The following is a 24,566-nucleotide window of genomic DNA, read 5'->3' on the forward strand; positions in this document are numbered from 1 at the left end:
ATTTGACAATCAGGCGGTTGAGTTGTTCATCAAATGTGCTGCGCTTAATCGCATGATTCAACTTGCTAAACCTGTCTCCTGTTCTGTTGTTAGTTAATTATCTATCCTAATATTCTCTATTCTTTTGTCTTCTTTTTATTCATGCAACAACGCCGTCAGAAAAACAAAATTGATAAAGGCAAACTCAATGTTTCAATCCCTAAAAGGGTTTTAGAGGTTTTGAAGCCCCGATCCGGCGCGACTTGGTGAACATCTTGACGCGTTTCAATCCCTAAAAGGGTTTTAGAGGTTTTGAAGCCCATTGAAAGCCCGAATTATCGCAGTCGTACCCGCAACGTTTCAATCCCTAAAAGGGTTTTAGAGGTTTTGAAGCAGCGTGAGGCGATCGCGCAGGGATGGAAGGAAGTCGATCTGCGTTTCAATCCCTAAAAGGGTTTTAGAGGTTTTGAAGCCCGAAATGAACGCATTGGAAGCTGAAGATACGGGGTTTCAATCCCTAAAAGGGTTTTAGAGGTTTTGAAGCGCCTGATGCGGGGTTCAATTCTGCGCCATCAGGTGTTTCAATCCCTAAAAGGGTTTTAGAGGTTTTGAAGCCCGACTTATCTCAAGCAAAAGGCGGCGCGAAACGAGTTTCAATCCCTAAAAGGGTTTTAGAGGTTTTGAAGCTCCGTCTATATCCCGTTCCCGTAGCGTACCACAGCCGGTTTCAATCCCTAAAAGGGTTTTAGAGGTTTTGAAGCGAGGTAGATACAGCGGGCTTTTGTGCGCGACAGCCAGTTTCAATCCCTAAAAGGGTTTTAGAGGTTTTGAAGCTTGAGACGGGTGACCATGGAAAGACGGTAGAATATGTTTCAATCCCTAAAAGGGTTTTAGAGGTTTTGAAGCCAACGAAAACATTCCGTTGCTGGGCTTTTTTTGCCTTGTTTCAATCCCTAAAAGGGTTTTAGAGGTTTTGAAGCTGTTGATGATGCGATCGAAATCCTTGAAGGCAGATGTTTCAATCCCTAAAAGGGTTTTAGAGGTTTTGAAGCATGATGCTGTGTCAGCTTTTAAGGAATTTGATGCGGCGAAGTTTCAATCCCTAAAAGGGTTTTAGAGGTTTTGAAGCTCAGATTACGATTGGGATGCAGAATGTATACCGAAGTTTCAATCCCTAAAAGGGTTTTAGAGGTTTTGAAGCCCAAACAATTACCAAATCCTATGCGATGGATGTGGGTTTCAATCCCTAAAAGGGTTTTAGAGGTTTTGAAGCTAGAAGAATCGACGGGACTCGCCTACAGCACCCGTGTTTCAATCCCTAAAAGGGTTTTAGAGGTTTTGAAGCTCCAAGCGTCCGTAAAATACTGCCTAAATTGTTGATGTTTCAATCCCTAAAAGGGTTTTAGAGGTTTTGAAGCGGCTATCTTAAATTGATTAAAAGTGTCTTGCATTGAGTTTCAATCCCTAAAAGGGTTTTAGAGGTTTTGAAGCAAGGTTAAGGGATCATACTTTGTTGGTAAGCCTACAGTTTCAATCCCTAAAAGGGTTTTAGAGGTTTTGAAGCGCCGTCAGGCGACCTGTCAACTACCTCTTTATTCTTGTTTCAATCCCTAAAAGGGTTTTAGAGGTTTTGAAGCAGCTAAGTGCATGTGGAGTGCCCCTCTTTTTTGATGTTCCGTTTCAATCCCTAAAAGGGTTTTAGAGGTTTTGAAGCTCAATTTTATCTCGATAAATGTTAGACGCCTGTCCGTTTCAATCCCTAAAAGGGTTTTAGAGGTTTTGAAGCCTCTCATTCCTTGCATCATAAGTTAATACCTTATCTTTGCTTTAATCAGTTTCAATCCCTAAAAGGGTTTTAGAGGTTTTGAAGCCGCATAACTCATAGCTCTATCCTTGTTAAGTAAAGGTGTTTCAATCCCTAAAAGGGTTTTAGAGGTTTTGAAGCGCTAGGTTCTTGACCAGTAGCAATACGTCTTAGCGTTTCAATCCCTAAAAGGGTTTTAGAGGTTTTGAAGCGGATACAGAAGTTCTATTATTCCGTTCCTCAAAACGTTTCAATCCCTAAAAGGGTTTTAGAGGTTTTGAAGCTGAGTGGGATTTTAAATTGCAATATTCCAACAATCGCGGCGTTTCAATCCCTAAAAGGGTTTTAGAGGTTTTGAAGCAAGAGGAGAATAAAATGGAAGGCTTATTTATGGCACTGGCGTTTCAATCCCTAAAAGGGTTTTAGAGGTTTTGAAGCTATAAAGAGAAGTTTGGCGACGTAAATGAAGAGGAGTTTCAATCCCTAAAAGGGTTTTAGAGGTTTTGAAGCCAAACTGGGGTAGATATGCTCGTTCGGCGCGATAAAAAGTTTCAATCCCTAAAAGGGTTTTAGAGGTTTTGAAGCGCAAAATCTATCCCAGCTACTCAATTCTATGGGTATGCGTTTCAATCCCTAAAAGGGTTTTAGAGGTTTTGAAGCGATACTGGGAAGAATGATGGAGACCAGCCCTAATGTTTCAATCCCTAAAAGGGTTTTAGAGGTTTTGAAGCAAGCCCTAAACACCTTGACATAATGTGTAAATTGTTTCAATCCCTAAAAGGGTTTTAGAGGTTTTGAAGCTGCCCTTGGATGGAATGAATTCTTTTTCGGATTGCTGTTTCAATCCCTAAAAGGGTTTTAGAGGTTTTGAAGCCCTTTTTGTGTAGGTTTTTTTATCGCGGCGAACGGTTTCAATCCCTAAAAGGGTTTTAGAGGTTTTGAAGCTCTCAATTGGGCGAATTTATGAATGATAAGATTGGGTTTCAATCCCTAAAAGGGTTTTAGAGGTTTTGAAGCAACAAAAGCTTGAACGCCTTTACCCGAGCCAACTTGTTTCAATCCCTAAAAGGGTTTTAGAGGTTTTGAAGCATAGTCTCAGCTGGCAATGAGTTCCCCCCTTTCTTGTTTCAATCCCTAAAAGGGTTTTAGAGGTTTTGAAGCCGAAAGAAGTGGTCGTATTGACACGCGCGCGCTACGTTTCAATCCCTAAAAGGGTTTTAGAGGTTTTGAAGCTTCCAAAGGGGGGCTGATTCCGTACGTCGCCAAGGGGCTTGTTTCAATCCCTAAAAGGGTTTTAGAGGTTTTGAAGCCATTTCGGACTTGACAGGATAAATTCAGCTAATGCGTTTCAATCCCTAAAAGGGTTTTAGAGGTTTTGAAGCCACAAAATATCAGATTGCATCTGCAAGGTATGCGGTTTCAATCCCTAAAAGGGTTTTAGAGGTTTTGAAGCTTTTTGTAATCCGTTAATCTCCGAAATCAAGTAGGCGAGTTTCAATCCCTAAAAGGGTTTTAGAGGTTTTGAAGCTTCATTTCCCTCGCCAAAGGATTTATCAGAAATGGGTTTCAATCCCTAAAAGGGTTTTAGAGGTTTTGAAGCTCAAGGGGAGTAATCTTCCAAAGGGATGTTCCCAGTTTCAATCCCTAAAAGGGTTTTAGAGGTTTTGAAGCATCCCAAACTGGGGTGGATATGTTTGTTCGCCGCGTTTCAATCCCTAAAAGGGTTTTAGAGGTTTTGAAGCGTCCCTGAGAATCCATCGGGGCCAAAGTACCTTAGGTTTCAATCCCTAAAAGGGTTTTAGAGGTTTTGAAGCGCCTCCCATCATTTTCCCAAATACTTACTATTTGGGTTTCAATCCCTAAAAGGGTTTTAGAGGTTTTGAAGCTACGATCCGCCCTAAGAGGAGAATGAAATGGAAGGTTTCAATCCCTAAAAGGGTTTTAGAGGTTTTGAAGCAGTCTATTCCGGCGACTCAATTCTACGGATACGTGTTTCAATCCCTAAAAGGGTTTTAGAGGTTTTGAAGCTGCGTTCTTGTTTGGGAACACCCCTTCGGAAGATGTTTCAATCCCTAAAAGGGTTTTAGAGGTTTTGAAGCCAGCTTTAATGACACTGTTTTCTTTGTGGTAGAGGTAGTTTCAATCCCTAAAAGGGTTTTAGAGGTTTTGAAGCAGACATATTTGCAGTTTCTAGAGTTGCAAGGCTTCCTTGAGTTTCAATCCCTAAAAGGGTTTTAGAGGTTTTGAAGCATTGGTGATTGGTTATGGGGTTAGTCGATCGCTTTGTTTCAATCCCTAAAAGGGTTTTAGAGGTTTTGAAGCATTGGTGATTGGTTATGGGGTTAGTCGATCGCTTTGTTTCAATCCCTAAAAGGGTTTTAGAGGTTTTGAAGCGGACTTTCCATTTTCTAGGTTTGCACGAAGCTTAGGTAAGTTTCAATCCCTAAAAGGGTTTTAGAGGTTTTGAAGCATGGCGAAAGTCTTGCTGTCGAATGAAGCGCTCATTGTTTCAATCCCTAAAAGGGTTTTAGAGGTTTTGAAGCGGAATGCGGTCTGCATGATTAGGTTTGAGGTTTGTGTTTCAATCCCTAAAAGGGTTTTAGAGGTTTTGAAGCTTGGTGATTGGTTATGGGGTTAGTCGATCGCTTTGTTTCAATCCCTAAAAGGGTTTTAGAGGTTTTGAAGCGTTGAGTGCCGAGCATAACCACTGTTGCCAAGTGTGTTTCAATCCCTAAAAGGGTTTTAGAGGTTTTGAAGCATTGCGGACAGACATCGAAAAATCCAATGAAAAATTTGTTTCAATCCCTAAAAGGGTTTTAGAGGTTTTGAAGCGTTTATTTCTGCTCTGCATTAATTATTCAAAATGAGTTTCAATCCCTAAAAGGGTTTTAGAGGTTTTGAAGCGAAAAAGCTTGCTATAGCTGTAGGCGTTTCTGAGACGTTTCAATCCCTAAAAGGGTTTTAGAGGTTTTGAAGCATTAGGTCTGTTTTTATATACCTCAATTCTAGTAGTTTCAATCCCTAAAAGGGTTTTAGAGGTTTTGAAGCTTTTTTGGGTATTGTCTATGGCAGTTTGGATACCAGTTTCAATCCCTAAAAGGGTTTTAGAGGTTTTGAAGCCCAGTTATTATTTACGGCTCTACGTCCGTTCACTGGTTTCAATCCCTAAAAGGGTTTTAGAGGTTTTGAAGCGTTGGCAGACCGAGGCGATCGCCCAGATTAAAGCAAGTTTCAATCCCTAAAAGGGTTTTAGAGGTTTTGAAGCTACGAGAACTTACTGAGAAATTAGCTTATCAGAAAGTTTCAATCCCTAAAAGGGTTTTAGAGGTTTTGAAGCTTTCATATCAACCTCATAGGTTTGGGTTTAAAAACCGTTTCAATCCCTAAAAGGGTTTTAGAGGTTTTGAAGCCAATAGAGTTTTTCAGCATCTTTCGGTATTTTGATGTTTCAATCCCTAAAAGGGTTTTAGAGGTTTTGAAGCCGTTCGCGCCTAGAAACTATATCATATTTAGTTTTCAAGGTACAGTTGCGCGAACGATCGCAATTGTAGCAGATTTGGGCTGATTGAAGCGAATTGCGATCTTGTAGTAAACATTGGAAACCTAGATGCAGCAAAGCAATCAGGACTTGCGCGAACCGAACAACGCGCCCGATCGCCTCCAAATTCATACCAGTTAACACATTTATTACCAACAATTGCATACATTCCTCAAAAACACCCAACGACTCGCGCAAATCATGAACTAAAAATCAAGCGAAAAATATTGTGTCGTCTCGCACCTGCTCGCCACCAATACGCTCTATTTTAGGCTGACAGCAACCACATAGGAAGTAAAAGCGAATGCTATCTTCGCTAGGTTTAATCAACTTACTCAAGCGCGATCGCAACTTGGCATATTGAGCATCAGTAAGCTCGCACTCAAAGACACTAAACTGCATCCATTGCCCATAGGACTTGAGGATCTTATGAATCTTAGTACGGCGGTTGTCTTCAGGAATATCGTAGGAGATGACTATGAACATGAGGATTTTAGCGATTAGCGATTAGCATTTAGCATTTTAATTAAGTTAAAGGCTGGAGTTCATTTGAAATTTATTAGGCTTTCATTCCATTAGCTCTTAATTTAGCCAAAAGCTAATCGCTAAAGGCTAATCGCTAAAGGCTAATCGCTAAAATCCTATTTCAAAACCAAAGGTGGATACTTATCTGTCTCATCCATTAGATACTTAGCCAGCAATCTTGCCTGAAGCTCAAAAGCCTCTTGATACGTACATTGACGATCCATAACGGGATGTTTAAATTTTGACTGTTTCTTCTGTTCGTACAGCGTTAAGAAAACTTTTCTCGCATCATTAGATAGAGAGATCGCCTTGCTCAGAGGTTCAGAAGTAAAATCCTTGGGTGCGATCGCTTTACGATTAATTGCTGACAACACGATCGCATCGACAATCAAGGGGCGAAACTCTTCCATAAGATCGAGGGCAAGACTGGGACGACCGTAGCGCTCTGTATGCAAATAGCCAAGATAGGGATCGAAACCGACAATATTTAGCGCCCCTTGAATATCGTGACGTAATAGAGAATAGCCAAAACTTAACATTGCGTTCACAGGATCGACAGGTGGTCGGCGATTACGGGTCGTAAAGCTAAACCCATCGGCGCGAATTAATTTGGGAAAAGCTTGCCAATAAACAGCACTGCCATGCCCCTCCACACCACGCAAACTAGCGATCGCCTTAATGGTCGCCAGCGAATCGATCGCTCGTTCGAGATCGCCAATCGCTTTCTGTAAGTCATTATCGGGATAATCCCGCATATGTCGCATTAATGACGCTCGATAATTCTTGAGCTTGCCGCGCACAAAGGCTTGCACCATATGGATTGCCTTTGGTGTTTCCCCTGCTGCACCCCACTGCGATCGCCTTACGAAAATATTTTTAGTTAGCTCAGGTTCCAAACGACCAAGAAAACGCCCCGTTCCCGTCATAAAGGACATCGGGATTTTTCGCTCTAGCAGTTCGATCACTGCCGCAGGAGAAATCGTGGCGCGACCGAGAATTACTAATCCATCAATTTTGATCAATGGCACATCAATTAACTGTTTCTTATCGGCTTTGACTGTCAAACGTTCATCAGTCTTGCCAATAAATGAATCATCGTGAGTTATGTAGAGAGTTCCCATAGTTTTTTGGTGATTGGTGATTGGTGATTGGTTGATTTTATTTTTTTAGCTAAGGTAGGTTTAAGGGGTGAGCGATTACGGAAATTTAGTCAAGGATTGTTCAATTACCCATCACCAATTACCAATTACCCTTCTTTGTATTTACTAACCTTTTCCTTCGCCATGGGTACACACTGAGTAAACAAGCTACATCCTTTACAACGATTGCCATAGATTGCAGGAGGTATTTTGCCAGTTTCCATCATTTGCGAGATTTCCGTAATTGCCGCGATCGCCTCATTCCGCAACTCAGCCGTAATCTCAATCTCTTGTCTTTGGTGGGTTTGAGCATAATAAACATAGCCCTTTGTAATGCTTTTACCCGTCATCTCCTCTAAACAGAACGCTTGAGCCACAACCTGCATTGCGTCATTATCCCACTCGCCTTTATGTCCGCGTTTATATTCAATGGGATAGAGATTGCCATCAACTTCTTCAATTAAATCGGATTTGCCAATCAAACCATATTTTTCTGATTTCAGCCAGATTGCCCTGATTTGCCAAGTTTCCTCCCGTTGATTTTCGCCAACTGTATGTACTCGTTGATGCAGATCGGTTCCTTCAATGGTGTAATGATTCTCGACAAATTCTCCTGCACAAAACATTCGCCAGCAACGATGAGGGCAATAGGCGTATTGGTTGAGGGAGGCGATGGGGATGGGTTCCATGATGGTAATTGGTAATTGGTAATTGGTAATTGGTAATTGGGGATTGTATTTTTATTTTGTCTTTTTACCTTTTCCTTCTTATCGATTTAGGGAATTTAGGTAGGCGTTTAGTTTTGGGAGTAGTGGATTTAGGATGGATTTTAGTTTTTGGACTTGTTCGGGGTTTAGTAGTTTGCGGCGGTAGGCTAGTCTGAGCCAACTGGTTGTTTCATAGAGGGAACCTCTTGCAATTCTGATAAATCTTTGATTGTCTTTTAAACTTCCTCGTCCACGTCCTTCGGCAATATTCGCGCAAACACTATCTGCCGATCGCACAATTTGTTTGCCCACAGTATCTTTAGCAAACTGATCCCACAAACTCACCATATCCCATACCTCATTAGCCAAACTCTCCGCCAATCGATAAATCTCCAAATCCTCAAAATCAGGTCTACCCATAACCAATCACCAATCACCAATTACCAATCACCCGCCTAACCATCCCCATCCCCATTGTTGTCTTCCTGCCAATTCCTGCGAACATTGCAAAGTCTGCTAGAGCATTAATTTGTTTAATTGTCTCTGGCGAAGCATCACCGAGAATTCGATAGCCGATTTCCCCAATGCAGCCAATAAAACTATGGGTGTCGTAATTTTTGACAACTTCTGTCTTAATGTCAAAGCGGCTGGGAAAGATATATTCGATGATTTCGGGATTGATTGGGATTTCGCTGTAGGTGTTCCAGCGATCGCATAGACTTTTAAATACATTATCGCGAGTGGGTAATGGTGAGTCGTATTTACCTTGACGGAAAGCGGTGGGAGTCGCAAGGTGAAACGTAATGTTTCGTTCGGTTTCGGAGGCGCGATCGTAGATTTGTTGGTAGGTGGCGAAGTTTGCCCAAGGTTGTCTGGATTGCGGCGTACCGAGAATACCCGTGATATACAGATCGGCTGAACCGAGATGAAAAGCGCGATCGGGGTTGAGATTGAGCCAAAGTCCTGTGAGTTTGCCAAAGAGAACTTCATCTAACAGAGAGATGCGCCACCAGCAGGGGGTTGAGGGGGGGATTGGTGATTGGTAATTGGTTATTGGTAATTGGTGATTTTGGGATTGGTGATTGGTGATTGGTGATTGGGAGGTTCTTTTGGGCTTGGGCTTACCTATTACCGATGACCTATTACCCATCACCAATGACCCGTTACCCATCACCACAATCGGACTCAACCCAAATCCCTTATTAGCTTTTTCACCATGCAGGCGATCGCCTAATTCCTTGTCAACGGAGCTAACTAAAGTTAAAAAAAGTGCGTGAATATGCCGTCCTGTTAGGTATTCAGGATAAATTGGTGTTTTCGGCATAAAATTAACAACTAAACTATGAGGCATATATGAATGAAAATATCAGTGAAATAACAGAGAGAATGTTTGCTACCGCAACTATTGATGATCCAGTTTTTGCGCGTCAACTATTTCTAGATATGGAGTCTAGTCTTCCTATTAATGTTCGGATCAATGAAATAGGGTTTCAGGCACTCAAAGAACAAGGTGTATATCTTGCTGAACCAAATACAGTCTATGAGATGGATAAAGTGTTCTATGCTGGTGATATGGCGGGTATACTTTGTAGCATAAGTGCTAAAGATGCTGAAGTCTCAAGTTGCGATCAAGACGATCAAAAATCTAAAGCATTGGTCATGTCTCTTACCCATCTTAGAATTGATACGAGTCACCCTCTGGCGACAAAAATCAGGGAATATCAGAAATTACGAAGTATGAGATTAGCGATCGCTAATAGTGGTAGAACACTCAAACCAATCAAGTCTAAGAAAAATAAAAAGGGCTTTGGGGCTTAATTGAGCAGTCGCGATCGCTCAATTAATTGAATTAATGGCATTCATTTTTTCATAACTCGATATCCTCATAAATATCTGCAAGGGCGATCGCTAAATCAATCGATTGCATCTGTATGCTTTCACCTATGCTCAAGGATTGGACTAACCAACCTTCAGGATCGCGGCGATAAAGGTCTACTTTGATTTCAGTTTGAGAAACCATCACATATTCTTGCAAAGATTCCAATTTCTGATAGTTGAAAAGCTTTTCTCGCCGATCTAGCATGGCTGTAGAAGGTGATAGAACTTCGATTAAGAGACAAGGTTTAAGTTTGACATAGGGATCACTATCGGTGCGATCGCAAACGACCATCACGTCAGGATAATAAGTCGCGTTATTTGCAGAGGCGATCGTGAGTTTCATGTCTGAAGAAAAGACACGACAAGGTTTACCGCGTAAATGATTCCAAATCCTTGAGAATAAACCACCAACGAGCAAATTATGATCTTCACTCGCGCCAGCCATTGCATAAGCTTGTCCATTAACAAACTCATGCTTTTTAGGACTTGCTTGTTCGTAAGCGAGATATTCTGAGTAGGTTAGTTCTGGTTGTCTAGCAAGCATTTGCGATATCTTCCTGTTTTAGATTTAACTGGTTTACTGGTTTTCACCTGTTACTGCCTGTACTAAAATTCGCATCAAGGTATCAAAATTTTTGAGCAAGCTATAAATTTCTAAACCTTGTTCAATGTGTTTGGACTGGCGGTTTAGTTTGGCAAACTCCCAAGTTCTGCCAGTTGTGACGGCTCCGATGAGGTGAGTTTGTGGTGGATCTTCTAGCCAGAGATCGAGTGCCATGAGTGAGGCAATTAGTTCTGTCATACCAAAATTAGTGTCGGCTTCTTTAGCAAAGGTAGTCACGATACATTGATGAGATTTGATGAAATAGTCTAAGACTACTTGTAACTCTTCTGTAAATTGGATTGGATACTCAATTCTCATGTTGGCTTTGGTGTAGTGAATCAAGTCTCTGATGATGGGAGAAACTAAGATTTCTCGTTTTGCGCGATCGCTGGTAAGGCTGACATGGGGTAAGACTTCTTCAATGCGTTCTTGGGTTTGGGGGCTGCGATCTAGTTCACCTCTATATTGTGGAAGGTTCAACCATTTACGCTCAAAGCTATAGCCAAATTCTTTTGCAAGGGCTTGGGCTTCGATATCGCATAGTTCTTGAATAGTCATAGTTGTTAATCCTCCTTATCTAGAGCTTTTGTGTATGAGATGATAACTTTCTTGTCTTCATGTTGACAGAGTAGCTTTTCTTCAAAGCCTTTAGCTCTCAGTTTGATAAATACACCTGGTAAATTTACAAAGCCTAGCTCTGGATCATAGTTGTATTCTTCTTTTCCGTCATACATACATGCTCCGTCATTATTGGGAGACATTTCGATAACGATATCTTTAGAATAAGCAGAACCAAATCTAAGCGGTCTTAGCACCCAGTGCGTTGTTTCAACATCATAGTAGCGCTCATAAACATGAGTATTTGCAAATTGATTATCGTCACGTTGAAGGAGTCGATCTAAAGGAACTGTAACTTTTGGAAAAGATTTATTCCCATGTTTATCAACGAATTCATCATTTTTATAAATTAATGTTGCAGATGGTGTCCAACTTCTAGTAATGACAAGTCCTTTTTCATGGATTGGTTGACAAGTTAGGTCAGCACCATAAACGTATTCATGAAGCATTGAGAATAATTCAACAACTCGGTAATCATCAATATGTTCGGAGCGTGAGATACATTCAGAGATTTGTTTAGAGTCGAAGTTAGTCAAGTTAACTAGCGTCTCTGCATAATTTGTCCAGCCGTCATCATCGAGACTATTGGCAAAATCTTGAATTTTGTCACCGACTAAGATAACTTTTGCATCTTTTATATTGCCTTTACGATTACAGCGTCCCGCTCTTTGAATTAAGTTTTCAGGGGGGCAAATCTCAGAGATTAGAACTTCAGAATTGAGATCGCAGCCAACCTCGATCGCACTGGTAGTGACTAGAATATAAGGCTGTCCATTATCATCCCTTTGCTTGATTTGCTTGTATAGCTCTGGTCTGAGTTGATCGGCAATGCGACCATGATAGAGAAACAAGAATCTGTTATCTGTTGAGACAATATTGAGGCTGTTTTTTAAGTTCTTGTATATTTCAACTGCATCTTTAACAGTTTCAACAACTGCAAGAATGCGGCGATTAGGTTTTGCATTCCACTCATTGAGAATGATTTGAGTGAAATTGTTTTGAAAATCTTCAGAACTTTTTTCAGGTTTTTCTGGATCGCGTGATATGTTGCTAATCCATTCAAAGTTACGCTCTCGATGGTATTGATTCATTTCAGAATGATCAATGTAATCTAAAGTCTCTAGATAATCTAGTTGGTTTGACAATTCTTTAGGCATAGTTGCGGTCATCAAAACAAGTGATCGCCCTGCTTCGTAGAGTGACTTTACCAGGCTAGAGAAGTTAGTAAATGCGACTTCATCATAACTATGGGACTCATCAAAACAAATTAGAGTTTTGCCATGATTACTATGATGAATGCGATGAGGGAAAACGAAAGATTTTTGTTTGTCGCCAAAAGAAAAGTAGCGATAAAGAAATTTATCTAATGTTGTCAAAATGACATTGCCTTTGTAAAGATGCCTCCTTGAGTTCACTTTAGGCTTTGACATTTTACCATTAGTAAATAACCAGCGATCCATCTGTGCGCCAGTATCGACAACTAGAGAAATTTCCCGATCCTTATTTTCGTTCAAGTTAGAAAATCGAATTAAATATGATTCGATCCTTTCTTTCTGATCTTCTAATAAGCTACGAGTAGGCAAAACTAGAAATAGACGATAATCATTAGCCAGTGCGGGGAATAGAATAGCTTCTGTTTTGCCAGAACTTGTAGGAGCTTTCAGAATAATTGCAGGATCTGGATTGCTAATAGGATCGAGAGCTTGCGCTAAGTCTCTCTGCATTTTGTTCGGAGAGAAAGGCTCTTTACCTAACACTTGGTAAAGTTTTAACGGATCGGACTTTTCTAAATCATCTTTTGGTAATCGTCTAATTTTGACATGATTAGTGAGAGATTTTGCTTGAAGCGGTTGAGACTCCCACCAATTCTTAACAGCTAGGTTGAGTTGGTCAGTTAGCTGTGAATCTTGCGTCTTATCATTGACTGTCTCAAGTGCTTTTTTGAAGTTCTCAGGAGTAGGCATGACCCAATGAGCAAGCGTAAGTTCAAATTCATCCTGATTGAAAATCCAAGGATCGATGTAGTAAGTACCTTTTTCTGAATCTTTTTCAATGATGTTAAAATCCATAAAAGCTCGTGATTCTGCCTGCTCTTTGTCTTCAAAAAAGCGACAGGCAATCTCAGCTTCAATTTGATCACACATCTCAAGGATGAAGAGTTCTCTTGCATAAGCAAAAGAGTCAAGATTTAGAATATCTTTGTATCTCTCAGCTATCTCTAAATTTGGATGATCTTTACTAAGCTTCGCAGCAAGATTTTTCAAGATGTAAGTATCTCTACAAATATCTCCAACAGAAAAATCATGATGTCCTTTAGCCAACATTTCAACCCAAGGCTGGTTAGGTGATTCAGCTAAAAATCGATGTCCTCTAAATGAGTAGGAAAATTCAGGCTGCTTCTTTGAGTCAAGTTTAAGAGTAAGCTTAAATTTTTGAGGTTTACCAATATCGTGTAAATGTGCAGCCAAAGAAACTCGCTTTTGCGATTCTATGGGATTAGCAGTAGGAAAATCTTCTAGATTCCAATAATGGACTAGCTTTCTCACATTATTAACATGATTTCCTAACGGTTGAAAAAGAATCTCTTGGGGGATTTTATGACCATTTTTAGGAAAAAAGACGCGCCCAAAGTCAAATGATCTTTTAGACATAGGTTTCCTCTCTTAAAAGATTGACAAGAGATGCAGGAATATAAATTTCGCCATTGGTGTAGTAATCGATTCTTGGCGCTGGATCGGTTGGTCTAGGGAAATAGGCACAGACAAAAGGGGTAAACCCTTTTACTGGTGTCGGGCTATCGTCTAAGAAACCATCGCCAAAAGGTAATGACCGATCGCGATCTTCCCACTCATATCGATAAAGATTATAGATATCGTATCCGCCGATAAATTGATTGCTATTTAACAAAGCTTCCATCGGTAAAAGTGTAGAAGGATGAGCCGCAGTCGTTACTAATTCTAGTTCTATGGGCTGATCAGAAATATCTGTAATGTAGGCATATCCTTCTTTCCCGATTTTGCAACCATAACCAACTAGATCTTGAAAATGTTCCAATCCTTCCAAAGATTCGGCAGCAACATAACCCACAAGTTCATCAACGATTAGGTATTCCCAAGTATGTAGTTGAAAATCTTCACCTTTGCCATCGACATAGAGTTTAGAGAAATCATCATGGTTAAAGCTTCTCATACCCTTGCGATAGGTGCGATGAATGCCACTCCATGCATCTAGTTTGGGATAAGCACCTAAACTCAGATATTTAGATGGCAAAGCATAAACAGGTGGTTTTTCGTTGTTAACTTTAGTCTCTGGGAGTTCCTGCCCTGCGCTCAACATTGCTAATCTGCGTAAGTATCCCGACAAGGTAGTTGGCGGTACAAACGGATAAGTGGCAATGTTGAGAATTGAACCTGGCAGGATGCGAAATGTCATCGCCGCCGTTGGTTTAATAGTAAATTCTAGGCAGTACATAGTTAAGATGCCTGTAAAACTCGGTTTACAAAGTCGCCAGCATATTCTTGTAGTTTTTCCAAAGCTGCATCACCAATCCAGCGATCAAAAAGTGGCTCGGAAATGTGATCGGTATTTACAGTTGGAGTATGTGCCAAGCGCTGAAAATCCGCGATCGCATCGGCTGCATTGGTGACAGACGGTGAAATAATTGGACGCTTACCTCTGGGGACAAGATAGCGATCGAATACTAGCAAAGGCTTTTTAGTAGAATCTTCTGCAAGAGAAACCCCTTTAGGATTTCCTGACCCGATCCGTGCCAGTGAATCTAGAAAAGCATAGGCAACAGCCGCAAACTCTTTTTCAGTAATACTTAGAGCGTGATTGTAAACAGGATAAAGTAGCCCTGGCTGATTGTACTGACGTTTGAATGGAATTGGTGTTTCTTCTTTCTGATTGACTAATCTAGCAGGGTGCATAGCTCTCTGTTTATCCACAGGATAAAGCTCTTGAACAGCGACACCACCACTATGAGTTACGCGCCCAATTAGTGTTTTCTTCCCTGCAATCAAACCGCCAAACGTTGAACAGATAGGACATTCAGGTTGAGCGCAAGTTTCAGGAATACCACATTTAAGCTTGTCACCCAATAAAGTACCACTCTTGACAGGCGACCAAATCAGGCTTCGCCGTTCAACTCCTCTACGCTTTGTTGGCGAAATGTAGCATTTCTCAATAGACTTGCCATCGGTGGTTTGAAGTTTGACAACTTCCACAAGATTGATGTTGACTTGTACTTCATGTCCGAGATAAAGCTCTTGTGAGCCTTCCAAAATAGCGTAGATATCAAAGTGCATCCGAGGGTTTTGAGCATCAGTAGCAGGTAATCCAGTAGACATTATTTATCTCCTTTAGTTTTAAGTTTGCGAACGAGTTCAGGGAATCTTGTGTAGAGTGAAAGCTTGAGTTGATAGGTCAAATCATTCCAGTCTTTAGGCTGTGAGTAACCATTTTCTGCAAAGTGAGTGTAGGCACTCAAAACATCATCAGCATAAAGCGCAAGATAAGTTTGCTGTTTATCTGTTTCGGTTGTTTCGCGATCGCTCAAGCCTAACTTTTCAAGCAAAGCCTTAGTTTGATCGTAGACAAAGTAGTTGTAAGGACTGCGATAGAGTCGAGATTGGACGCTTTTCTTGGTTTCATCTCCCAAAGTCGCGTAATAGCAAAAAGCAACTGCATCATCCACTTTCTCGATCAGTTTGCTTACCTCACGCTCAATATCTTCTATTTTCATAGATGCTGCTTTAGCGGTATTTTCAAGAGACTGAGCAAAGGCATAGGTTAAACCAGTTAGTGCAGCGACATCTCGATATAACCTAGCCCGTTTTGATAATTGATTTTCTGATTCCATAGAAACTCCTATAGCTTGTAAATCTTTTTGAATCTCTAACCAATAGGCTTCACGAACCTTTTCAAGCTCCAGTTGCCCATAGGGTGCAGAAATTTTGGTTAGCGTGTACTCTGCAAGAATCGGCAAGTCTTGATCGATGTAGCGAACCGCATCGCCTAAAGTCATATTGATATCTTTGCCAGAGATAATAATGGACTGGCTGTAACCTTCCATTACTCCTTTAATAAAGAGCAAATGCCGACTTTGTAAATTAATAGGTTGGCTACTTTGGATAATTAACGAAAAGTTAAAGTCCGTCAATACCTCGATTGGGAAAATCGAAGCGACTTTTGCCATTGCATACTGCACTTGTCCTAGCTTTTGGGCAGCTATATCTCCTCCTCCTGTGCGATCGGACGCTAAGATCAGATAACGCCCTCCGCTAAGGTGCATTTCTTTATTAGTGAGCATCCGCACATAGTCTTTAATCGATACTGAATCTCTGTCACCCTTAACTGATGTGAGCTTCAGAATGATACTTTCATCAGCTACTTTTAGCGGAGACGCAAAAGCAAGCGCAGAGCAAGAAGTACAAATATGTGGTCTTCCCTCTCCTGAAGATGATTGGCGGCGTTGTGAAGGTCGCTCAAACATAAATCGGAGAACTTGCCATTTTGCAGTTTTCGCATCGATCGCCACACCGCAGGAATAACAAAACTCCTTGCTATCATCACCAGCTGATCGCCATTCAGGAAGAATTATTTCTTCGCTAAGTAATGGCTCTGGCAAAGGATCAAAGGTTTCTGTTTCTAAAAGGCGATACATTTCAGAAATGCACTGAGTAAAAATATCGCCACGAGTCGCATTAATCTGATCGGTTGCCACTTTCGAGAAACTTTTTGCGATCGTCTCAATTTTTCTAAATTTCTCTAAGTCTTGAGAGCAATTCAATTGTAAAAATACAAATGGATCGCCTCTAGACTCAGCTAACAAAGAGATTTTCTGCTGCACTGACTCCTGAGAAAAGACAACTTTACTTTTGAGATTGTCCTGCTGTTTTTGCAACTTATTTTTTTGAGCTTTAGTTAGCCCTGTTTTCTCTAGCTCCTTTTGGATTACGCCTAGTTCTTGCCATGCAGAAGCTTGTTCTTTCAAAGATTTATCAAAACCTTTTTGAAAATACTCCTGATATTTTTTAGCTTCTTTATCTTGCATTGCTTGCTTATCTTGCAATTCCTTAGATTTAGACTTGACTTCTTTTTCAGTCAAATCAGGATTATCTAGTTCTTTTACAAGAGCATCAATTTGTTTCTGTCGTTTTATTTGGCGACCTTCAACATCTCTAGCTACTGCAAAATACCAAGCCGCTAATACATTAGCCTGATCTCTCGTCAGAATTGGCACATCAAGAGTGCTGAATCCCCTTCCAGAGAGCGTAATCGCATTGAGCATGACAATAAATGTCTGAACTAGCCCAGCTAACTGATTTTCTCCAAAGGTTGAGAAAGCAACATCTTCAAGAAATTTTCGCCATAGTGTTTTAAAGTCTGGAATCTCCTTATTTGGGATAAATACCCGCACATGGCGATCGCTCTCTTCTAAAACCACAATCTGATGAACTTTCTGCAAATATTCCAGAAACCGATCTATGGTGCTTTCTATAGCTAATCTAGCTTGTAGCTCACCAGGGATCGGCGATTTATACAAAATCTGAATTTTGCCAAGCTCTTGATCTTGATAGAAAACTCGATCTTGTTTGTAATCAATTTCTATCGTTGAGTTATCTGCAACTGGTTTACTGAGTTTTAGTTTACGAACTAACCGTGAACATCCAAAAGGCTGAGCAGTAGATATAGCGCTAGTTTGTCTGATAAGCCAATTAATTAAATGATGCTCTTGTTCTACAAGATTTCCACTAGCTAAAACACTGAGTAAAATCTTAGTCTGCTGTCGTATAGCGTTCATCTGTATATCCTCAGAATGTAATTTTGGAGAGCTTGGAGAATATTGCTATTCCCCAAGCTAGGAGAATTATTCACGCCTTGCCAGATAATCAGCTAGAGGAATAATTTCACCATCTTCGTCCTCAAAACTCATAGCCTCGATTTCATCAAGTTCATCGTCAATCCCATTATTGGTAGCCCTCCAATGAATATCTCGAATGTCTTGAAATCCGCCATAGTTGCTTGGAAAGCCTGAGTATCTGTAGTTCACGGTATTTACCTCCTAAGATTTACGAGCATTAAAAATCAGGAGATCCGTGATAACCTATAAAGCGCAACCAACATAGGCAAATTAGAGGATCTCTCTGGTTTGCCTTAATCTAGCACAAAATTTCAAAAGTTAAAACACAAGTCTAAATATAGCTAACTGCAACTTTTTGTTTTGTGAATTGTTATCAGTGATATGCTAAGACCCATAAGCTCTTACAGAGATTGAAACAAAACATCAAGCGTAAAAATAGCTAACCTTTCAACATCCAACCCCTACTAGGGATCTTCAGGCGGCTTTGCATAACTTCTATAGTTGTCTTAGCTGCCTTAAGTTTTTTTGTTACTGCCCGCCGTTGTAAATCTGCCAAAGATAGTTCTGTCATAAACTCACATCCTCATAAATATCTGAAATAGCGATCGCCCAATTAATCGACTGCAAATGCAAACTGTCACCGATATCCAAACATGACACCGACCGAACACTAAGACTGAGAAACCTCAGACTGATTTAAACTATCCGCCAAAGCCATAACCCTCATAGCAAATTGCTGATACAACTCTGGCGAACCCTTCATAAACAGAACAATCGTATAGCGCAAGCTATAAATAGCCATATATCTTTGCTTATTCAAAATTGACAAAACTATAGCTGCAATCCCAACTAACAGAAGGAAAAAAGCAACTATCGGTGAACTCCCATTCGCCAAAGTGCTAATCCATCCAATCAGACCAATTACAGCCAAACCAATCCCGATCGCTAGCAACAGATATATCGGCGCAGTATGAAGCTCAACACTATCAATATTCTGAATTCTCGTCCGCGAATCTTTCTTCTCTAATCCACTCTTAACCGTAGCACTCAAATTATTTCCATCAATCTTGACAGAGATAACTCCGTTACTTGGAATAATCACCCCATTCCAAACCTGAGCGCAAGAACCAGTGATTTCTGCCGACTTCAATCTACTTGTCATCTTATTTGTAACCAAATACCTTAATGATTAGTTTTTAGAGACTCTGACTATGCTAAATTTATTTAAGAATAGCCATAAATTTATTAGATATCCTTTATTAATCAAATTTTGTCCGTAAATCTTTATAAACAGATAATCTCATTAAAAAACCAATTTTACAAGAGCTTTCTCAAATAAAATGTACGGACACTTTACTTCAAAAATATACCTAACACTTATCATCTAGGTAAAATTTAGACAGACTTACCCTTAATCAAGGGAACAGATATACTCTTAAACCCCATCGTCAAAGTTATTAATCGCTCACTAGAAAATCGTCATCAGTCCTAAGCGATCGCCTATGATTAGTGAAGTCAAAACAGCCATTGCATCAGCTAATAGCTAGAAGTCCCAAGCCAATATGTCCCGAAAAGGTGAATCGATCACACTATCTATCAAAGAACGAGATAAAGCTAACTTAGAAGCGATCGCACTAGAACTTGGCATGACATGGGGCGATCGCCCAAATATCTCCAAGCTCGTCGAAGCGATCGCTCGTAAGCAAATCAAAATCTCGAAAAATAATGACTGGGCAAGCGATCGGATCGAAACTCTCTCTTGTACCTTCAAGTTATTAATCGATTATGGCGAGCTTGACCATGCTAAAGTCATTGCCAATCTCTTACTCGAACGTAGCGAACTTAGCTCCCCATTGCGACGAGACGTAGAGCAATTTCTCGATAAACCTCCCGAAATTTGGCGACATACCATTGATCGCTATATCAAACAGCAGCAACCCTTTCGCCTCCAATATCTCGATGCTGCCGATTACCCCCATCAGTTTTCGATTTATTACGCCCAAGTGACCCCTCACGATAAGCGACTCTATTTAGATTGCTGGTGCGAAGAATCCGCCAGTAGCGACGATGTTGTTAATCTCAAACATAATCGCTGTCTGAGACTTGATCGCATTCCTGCCGAAGCTGCCATTACATCCATTCAAGGCAAATGGCGATCGCAACTTGCTTATATTCATGTCACCTTTAACCTATCGGGCAATCTTGCCTTTGCATACCAACCGCGCGAAGAAGATATCGCTCATACATGGCTAGACACCAGTCCCCCCACAAGACAAATCATTCGTAAAATTAGTAGTACATTTTGGTTCTATCGCGAAATCATGCCCTATGCCGAAGACTGCGAAATTATCGAACCAGAAGATGTGCGGGAAAAGTTCAAAGAAAAAGTGCGATCGCTATATCTCAAATATCAGGACTCATCCCTGTAGCAATTGTTTTTATATTTGGATATAGTTGCCCCTCTCAATACCCCAAAAGCGCGATCGCCTCTCTACAAAAAATCAAACAGCGATCTCCTTTCTCAAAGTTTTCTATGCTTAGTCTTCATCTTCTTCAGATTCAAATCCTAACCATACGAGTAAGACATCTTCTAATTCTTCCATTTGCTCTGATGTTAGCTCTCCCAGTTTGCGTAAAAGTTTGGCATGAGGGATTGTGATGAGATTTTGTACATCAAATGCTCCTTCTCGCAAAAATTTAGCTTTTACTTTTACTTCAAATCTAGAATCGCGCAAACTTGTTGTATGTGGAACTAGGGTTACTAATGCTCGATCGCTATCTAGGGCTGGGATACTAATAACTAAACATGGTCTGACTTTTGCGACATAGCCAAGATCGGACTAGCCAAATTTCTCCGCGATTGGGGCTATTCATACACTAATTCTTTTTCATCTAGTGTTAGAAAGATATCCTCGGCATTCAGTGTTAATTCTTCGTCGGATAATGGCTCAAAGTCTAGATAAACTGTGCGCCTCAGAATTTCTGATAATAAATCTAATCTTTCTCAGTATGTGAGGTTGTCAAAGGTATTTAGAAGCTCTTGTACGACAGTAGTCATAGCTTTGTTCCCTAATTTCTATTTTATAGATTAACACGATCACTACTCCCCAAAAACAAACAGCGATCTTCCCCTCAATCCAAAAAAAATCATGATCGCCTTGAGAAGATAGATTTTGATGCGCTCATCTTCGATTTAGAACGGAATACAGGATAAACTGCCATCATTAGGCTACTACATCAAAACTACACGTCAATATTTAGCTATTATTATATTTTAATGTTTAGCAACGTAAGCGTACTTGAATTAGTTCAATGAGTATACAAACCCCGTCAGAGAACAACACCTCAAAGATAGAACGTCAATCTGATGAGGAACTAACAAAAGCTGCCGATGCTATCGGCAATTTATGGTCACATGTTGCCGCTCCAGTTCTTAAGAACGCAATTAAAGCATTTAGCCAGCTCTGTTCATCAGCAACTAAAATTCCTGTTGCCTATATGGAAGGCTTTGAATCCGAGATAAGAGCGACATCCGAGGCGCGAGTAAACATTATTTCCGCGAGCGGCAGACAAATAGAAGAACAAATAAACGTAGATCCTGAATTTGCAAGAGTTGCAATTCAGAAATATGGATCAAAAATTATTCGTGAGCAAATAAATCTTGACAAAGTTTGTAAAGTGGCTGCTACACAACTTCAATCTGAAGCAACGCTCCCTAGTATTAACAGTCAAACTGCTAAAGAGATACCTCCGATTGATGATGATTGGTTAAACAGTTTTGAAAAAGAGGCTTCTCAGAAGAGTACGGAGGAGATGCAACTACTCTTCGGTAGAATTCTGGCGAGTGAGATTAATCAGCCATCATCTTTCTCAATCAAGACAGTAAAGCTAATTGGACAACTTGATAGTCGTACTGCAAATTTATTCCGTCTGCTATGTTCTCTTTCAATTTCTTTGAGATTGGATGATAACAACATAATTGATGCGCGTGTTTTATCACTCGGTGGTAATGCAGCATCAAATTCACTGCAAAACTATGGGCTGAATTTTGATCAACTTAATATTCTTCAAGAGTATGGGCTAATCATATCTGACTTCAACTCTTACATGAATTATAGTATGTGTGTTGCAGTTGGACTTAATGTGCCATTTCCTTTAAAATACCAGAATCGCTCTTGGGGACTAGTTCCTTCCGCAGAGAGAACTAGGGGGCAAGAATTGCGTTTAGATGGTGTTGCTCTATCACGTTCAGGTAAAGAGCTTTTAAAAATCGTAGATATTGAAACAAATGATTCGTTTACAGCAGCTATTAAGGATTTTTTCCAAAAACAGAATTTATCAATGGTAGAAATTACAAATCAGTAATTAGCGATCACCTTTAGGATATGGATTGTTGATGCGATCGCCGATAATCTTCAGCTTTTTGGGCTTAGGGATGAGTCTAATTTCTGGATGCAACGATACGAATCGGGTTAACTAAGCCATGTATCATTTAATCTGTAATAGATCCGCAAGAAATCCGCCCAATCGATATGAGCAATCAAACCTCAAAAATCACCTACACCTTTACCGATGAAGCTCCAGCCCTAGCCACTTACTCCCTACTGCCTATAGTCCAAGCTTTTACAAAAGCCGCCGACATCGAGGTTGAACTCAAGGATATTTCTCTGGCTGGGCGGATTATTGCGAATTTTCCTGAATATTTAACCGAATCACAGCGTCAACCTGATGCCCTTGCAGAACTGGGTGCTTTGGCGCAAACTCCTGAGGCTTATATCATCAAGCTCCCGAATATTAGCGCTTCCCTGCCACAGTTAACGGCGGCGATCGCTGAATTACAAGCCAAGGGTTATAACATCCCCAACTATCCTGCCGATCCCCAAACTGAGGAAGAGAAGGCGATTAAGGCGAAATATTCTAAGGTGTTGGGCAGTGCGGTTAATCCAGTATTGCGTGAAGGTAATAGCGATCGCCGTGTCGCCGCCGCTGTTAAAGAATTTGCTCAAAAACATCCCCATTCTGTTGGCGCATGGTCAAAGGATTCTAAATCCCATGTTGCCCACATGACTGAGGGGGATTTCTACGGTAGCGAGAAATCGGTGGTAATTCCCAAAGCAGGCGTAGTTAAGATTGAATTAATCACAGCCGATGGTTTTACTCAACTTCTTAAGGAGAAAACCGCTGTACTAGAAGGCGAAGTAATTGATGCTTCGGTGATGAGTGTCAAGTCTCTGCGGGAGTTTTATGCTCAGGAAATTGCCAAGGCAAGCGCCGAGGATATTTTGCTATCTCTCCATGTTAAGGCGACAATGATGAAGATCTCTGACCCGATTCTCTTTGGTCATGCGGTGACGGTCTATTATCAAGATGTATTTGAGAAGTATGCGGATGTCTTCAAGCAATTGGGAATCAATCCGAATAATGGATTGGGGGATGTTTACGCTAAGATTCAATCTTTACCTGATGAACAAAAAGAAGCGATCGCCGCAGATTTGCAAGCAGTTTATGAAAAGAAACCACGTTTGGCGATGGTCAATTCTGATAAGGGAATTACCAATCTGCATGTTCCTAGCGATGTGATTATTGACGCATCAATGGCGGCGACTATCCGTACCTCTGGCAAGATGTGGGGCGCGGATGGCAAGGCGTATGACACCAAGGCAATGATTCCCGATCGCTCCTATGCGACGATTTATCAAGCCTGTATTGAATTCTGTCAGGAGAATGGAGCCTTTGATGTCACCACAGTAGGTAATGTCGCCAACGTGGGCTTGATGGCTCAGAAAGCGGAAGAATATGGCTCCCATGATAAAACTTTTGAAATCCCTGCGGATGGAATAGTGCGGGTTCTTGATGAATCAGGAACTGTCCTGATTGAGCATTCTGTCGCTAAGGGTGACATCTGGCGGATGTGCCAAACTAAGGACTTACCAATTCAGGACTGGGTCAAGCTTGCGGTCAGTCGGGCGAGAGCGACGGGAAATCCGACGATTTTTTGGCTAGATGAACATCGCGCCCATGATGCGAATCTAATCGTCAAAGTCAAGACCTATTTGCAAGATCATGACACCACAGGGCTAAATATCCAGATTCTGTCCCCTGTGGCGGCGATGAAATTTACCTGCGAACAGATTAAAGTGGGTAAAAATGTGATTTCTGTAACTGGCAACGTCTTGCGGGACTATCTTACGGATTTATTCCCAATTCTCGAACTGGGTACTAGTGCCAAAATGCTCTCGATTGTGCCTTTGCTCGCTGGTGGTGGACTGTTTGAAACGGGTGCGGGTGGCTCGGCTCCCAAACACGTTCAGCAGTTTCTTGAGGAAGGTCATTTGCGTTGGGACTCCCTCGGAGAATTTTTAGCGATCGCCGTTACACTCGAAGACCTTGGACGCAAGACAAACAATGAAAATGCGAAGATCTTGGCAGTCGCCCTAGACCAAGCCAACAGCCTCTATCTCAACAACGATAAATCACCTTCCCGCAAGAGCGGCGGCATTGATAATCGGGGCAGTCATTTCTATATCGCTCTCTACTGGGCGCAAGCTTTAGCGGAGCAGAATCAGAATTTGGGACTTAAGTCAAAATTTGCTGAATTGGCGCAGATCTTGGCGGATAAGGAAAGTCAAATTATTCAAGAATTGAGTGCTGTTCAAGGTCAATCTGTGGATATTGGTGGCTATTATTTTGCTGATCCTGATAAGGCTAGTCAAGCGATGCGTCCTAGTCAGACTCTCAATGAGGCGATTAGTTCGCTCCATTAATACTATGGCAATGTAATACCAAGTTAAGAAATGGCTACGCCATTCAAAACCCAAATAAGTGAAGGCGGCACAGAGTGCCGCCTTCACTTATTTGCTGGAGTTTAGACTAAGTTGATTAAGCTAATCAGAAAAAGAGCAGGAAAAA

17 protein-coding genes, 2 pseudogenes and 1 CRISPR repeat array are annotated in these 24,566 nt (G+C 41.0%); of the genes and pseudogenes, 4 read left to right on the forward strand and 15 right to left on the reverse strand.

Annotation, left to right across the window (positions count from 1 at the left end):
• Positions 1 to 189: 189 nt before the first annotated feature.
• Positions 190 to 5,265: direct repeats of the CRISPR family, unit length 37 nt; unit sequence GTTTCAATCCCTAAAAGGGTTTTAGAGGTTTTGAAGC.
• A 269-nt stretch (positions 5,266 to 5,534) separates the two neighbouring features.
• The 5 genes from cas2 to cas6 all read right to left on the reverse strand — a co-directional run bounded on the left by cas2 (position 5,535) and on the right by cas6 (position 9,043).
• On the reverse strand, positions 5,535 to 5,807 hold the full coding sequence (gene cas2, locus PSE7429_RS08590) for a CRISPR-associated endonuclease Cas2 (RefSeq protein WP_009626748.1): 273 nt from the start codon (positions 5,805 to 5,807) through the stop codon (positions 5,535 to 5,537).
• 155 nt (positions 5,808 to 5,962) lie between these two features.
• Complete coding sequence (cas1d, locus tag PSE7429_RS08595) at positions 5,963 to 6,967, reverse strand: type I-D CRISPR-associated endonuclease Cas1d (RefSeq protein ID WP_009626749.1); 1,005 nt, start codon at positions 6,965 to 6,967, stop codon at positions 5,963 to 5,965.
• A gap of 125 nt (positions 6,968 to 7,092) precedes the next feature.
• Entirely contained in the window at positions 7,093 to 7,674 is a 582-nt protein-coding gene (cas4, locus tag PSE7429_RS08600; RefSeq protein WP_009626750.1) for a CRISPR-associated protein Cas4, read from the reverse strand.
• A 78-nt stretch (positions 7,675 to 7,752) separates the two neighbouring features.
• Positions 7,753 to 8,112, reverse strand: a complete 360-nt coding sequence (locus PSE7429_RS08605; protein ID WP_009626751.1) for a four helix bundle protein — start codon at positions 8,110 to 8,112, stop codon at positions 7,753 to 7,755.
• Between the two features lie 13 nt (positions 8,113 to 8,125).
• Complete coding sequence (gene cas6 / locus PSE7429_RS08610) at positions 8,126 to 9,043, reverse strand: CRISPR-associated endoribonuclease Cas6 (protein ID WP_009626752.1); 918 nt, start codon at positions 9,041 to 9,043, stop codon at positions 8,126 to 8,128.
• Between the two features lie 2 nt (positions 9,044 to 9,045).
• On the opposite strand from cas6, the gene PSE7429_RS08615 reads away from it, so the two are divergent.
• The gene (locus PSE7429_RS08615; RefSeq protein ID WP_009626753.1) at positions 9,046 to 9,510 is read left to right on the forward strand and encodes a hypothetical protein; all 465 of its coding nucleotides are present in this window, start codon (positions 9,046 to 9,048) and stop codon (positions 9,508 to 9,510) included.
• A 49-nt stretch (positions 9,511 to 9,559) separates the two neighbouring features.
• Here the strand turns inward: PSE7429_RS08615 and PSE7429_RS08620 are convergent, their stop codons facing one another.
• From PSE7429_RS08620 to PSE7429_RS08655, 8 genes are all read right to left on the reverse strand, one after another.
• Positions 9,560 to 10,114, reverse strand: coding sequence for a Uma2 family endonuclease (locus PSE7429_RS08620; protein WP_009626754.1), 555 nt, complete (start codon positions 10,112 to 10,114; stop codon positions 9,560 to 9,562).
• A gap of 33 nt (positions 10,115 to 10,147) precedes the next feature.
• Complete coding sequence (locus PSE7429_RS08625) at positions 10,148 to 10,732, reverse strand: hypothetical protein (protein ID WP_009626755.1); 585 nt, start codon at positions 10,730 to 10,732, stop codon at positions 10,148 to 10,150.
• 5 nt (positions 10,733 to 10,737) lie between these two features.
• Entirely contained in the window at positions 10,738 to 13,443 is a 2,706-nt protein-coding gene (gene cas3, locus PSE7429_RS08630) for a CRISPR-associated helicase Cas3' (RefSeq protein WP_009626756.1), read from the reverse strand.
• On the reverse strand, positions 13,436 to 14,263 hold the full coding sequence (locus PSE7429_RS08635) for a hypothetical protein (RefSeq protein WP_009626757.1): 828 nt from the start codon (positions 14,261 to 14,263) through the stop codon (positions 13,436 to 13,438). Before PSE7429_RS08635 ends, cas3 begins: the two co-directional genes overlap by 8 nt.
• Positions 14,264 to 14,265: 2 nt before the next feature.
• Positions 14,266 to 15,141 (reverse strand): hypothetical protein, encoded by an 876-nt coding sequence (locus PSE7429_RS08640; protein WP_009626758.1) that lies wholly within the window; start codon positions 15,139 to 15,141, stop codon positions 14,266 to 14,268.
• Positions 15,141 to 17,597, reverse strand: a complete 2,457-nt coding sequence (locus tag PSE7429_RS08645; protein WP_009626759.1) for a hypothetical protein — start codon at positions 17,595 to 17,597, stop codon at positions 15,141 to 15,143. Before PSE7429_RS08645 ends, PSE7429_RS08640 begins: the two co-directional genes overlap by 1 nt.
• Before the next feature lie 66 nt (positions 17,598 to 17,663).
• Positions 17,664 to 17,846, reverse strand: coding sequence for a hypothetical protein (locus PSE7429_RS08650; RefSeq protein ID WP_009626760.1), 183 nt, complete (start codon positions 17,844 to 17,846; stop codon positions 17,664 to 17,666).
• A gap of 481 nt (positions 17,847 to 18,327) precedes the next feature.
• Positions 18,328 to 18,819 (reverse strand): hypothetical protein, encoded by a 492-nt coding sequence (locus PSE7429_RS08655; protein ID WP_009626762.1) that lies wholly within the window; start codon positions 18,817 to 18,819, stop codon positions 18,328 to 18,330.
• Positions 18,820 to 19,219: 400 nt separating this feature from the next.
• Here PSE7429_RS08655 and PSE7429_RS08660 point away from each other — a divergent pair, with 400 nt between their 5' ends.
• Positions 19,220 to 20,086 (forward strand): WYL domain-containing protein, encoded by an 867-nt coding sequence (locus PSE7429_RS08660; protein WP_009626763.1) that lies wholly within the window; start codon positions 19,220 to 19,222, stop codon positions 20,084 to 20,086.
• Positions 20,087 to 20,194: 108 nt separating this feature from the next.
• Here PSE7429_RS08660 and PSE7429_RS08665 read toward each other — a convergent pair.
• Together PSE7429_RS08665 and PSE7429_RS27925 are read right to left on the reverse strand one after the other, a co-directional pair.
• A pseudogene (locus tag PSE7429_RS08665) lies at positions 20,195 to 20,531 on the reverse strand (type II toxin-antitoxin system PemK/MazF family toxin).
• Positions 20,524 to 20,715: pseudogene (locus PSE7429_RS27925) on the reverse strand (hypothetical protein). Before PSE7429_RS27925 ends, PSE7429_RS08665 begins: the two co-directional pseudogenes overlap by 8 nt.
• Before the next feature lie 254 nt (positions 20,716 to 20,969).
• Between PSE7429_RS27925 and PSE7429_RS08670 the strand changes: the two are divergent.
• Positions 20,970 to 22,022 (forward strand): DUF2806 domain-containing protein, encoded by a 1,053-nt coding sequence (locus PSE7429_RS08670; RefSeq protein WP_009626765.1) that lies wholly within the window; start codon positions 20,970 to 20,972, stop codon positions 22,020 to 22,022.
• Positions 22,023 to 22,189: 167 nt separating this feature from the next.
• Positions 22,190 to 24,421 (forward strand): NADP-dependent isocitrate dehydrogenase, encoded by a 2,232-nt coding sequence (locus PSE7429_RS08675; RefSeq protein ID WP_009626766.1) that lies wholly within the window; start codon positions 22,190 to 22,192, stop codon positions 24,419 to 24,421.
• Positions 24,422 to 24,566: the final 145 nt, after the last annotated feature.

Source organism: Pseudanabaena biceps PCC 7429, from assembly GCF_000332215.1.
Lineage (GTDB): Bacteria > Cyanobacteriota > Cyanobacteriia > Pseudanabaenales > Pseudanabaenaceae > Pseudanabaena > Pseudanabaena biceps.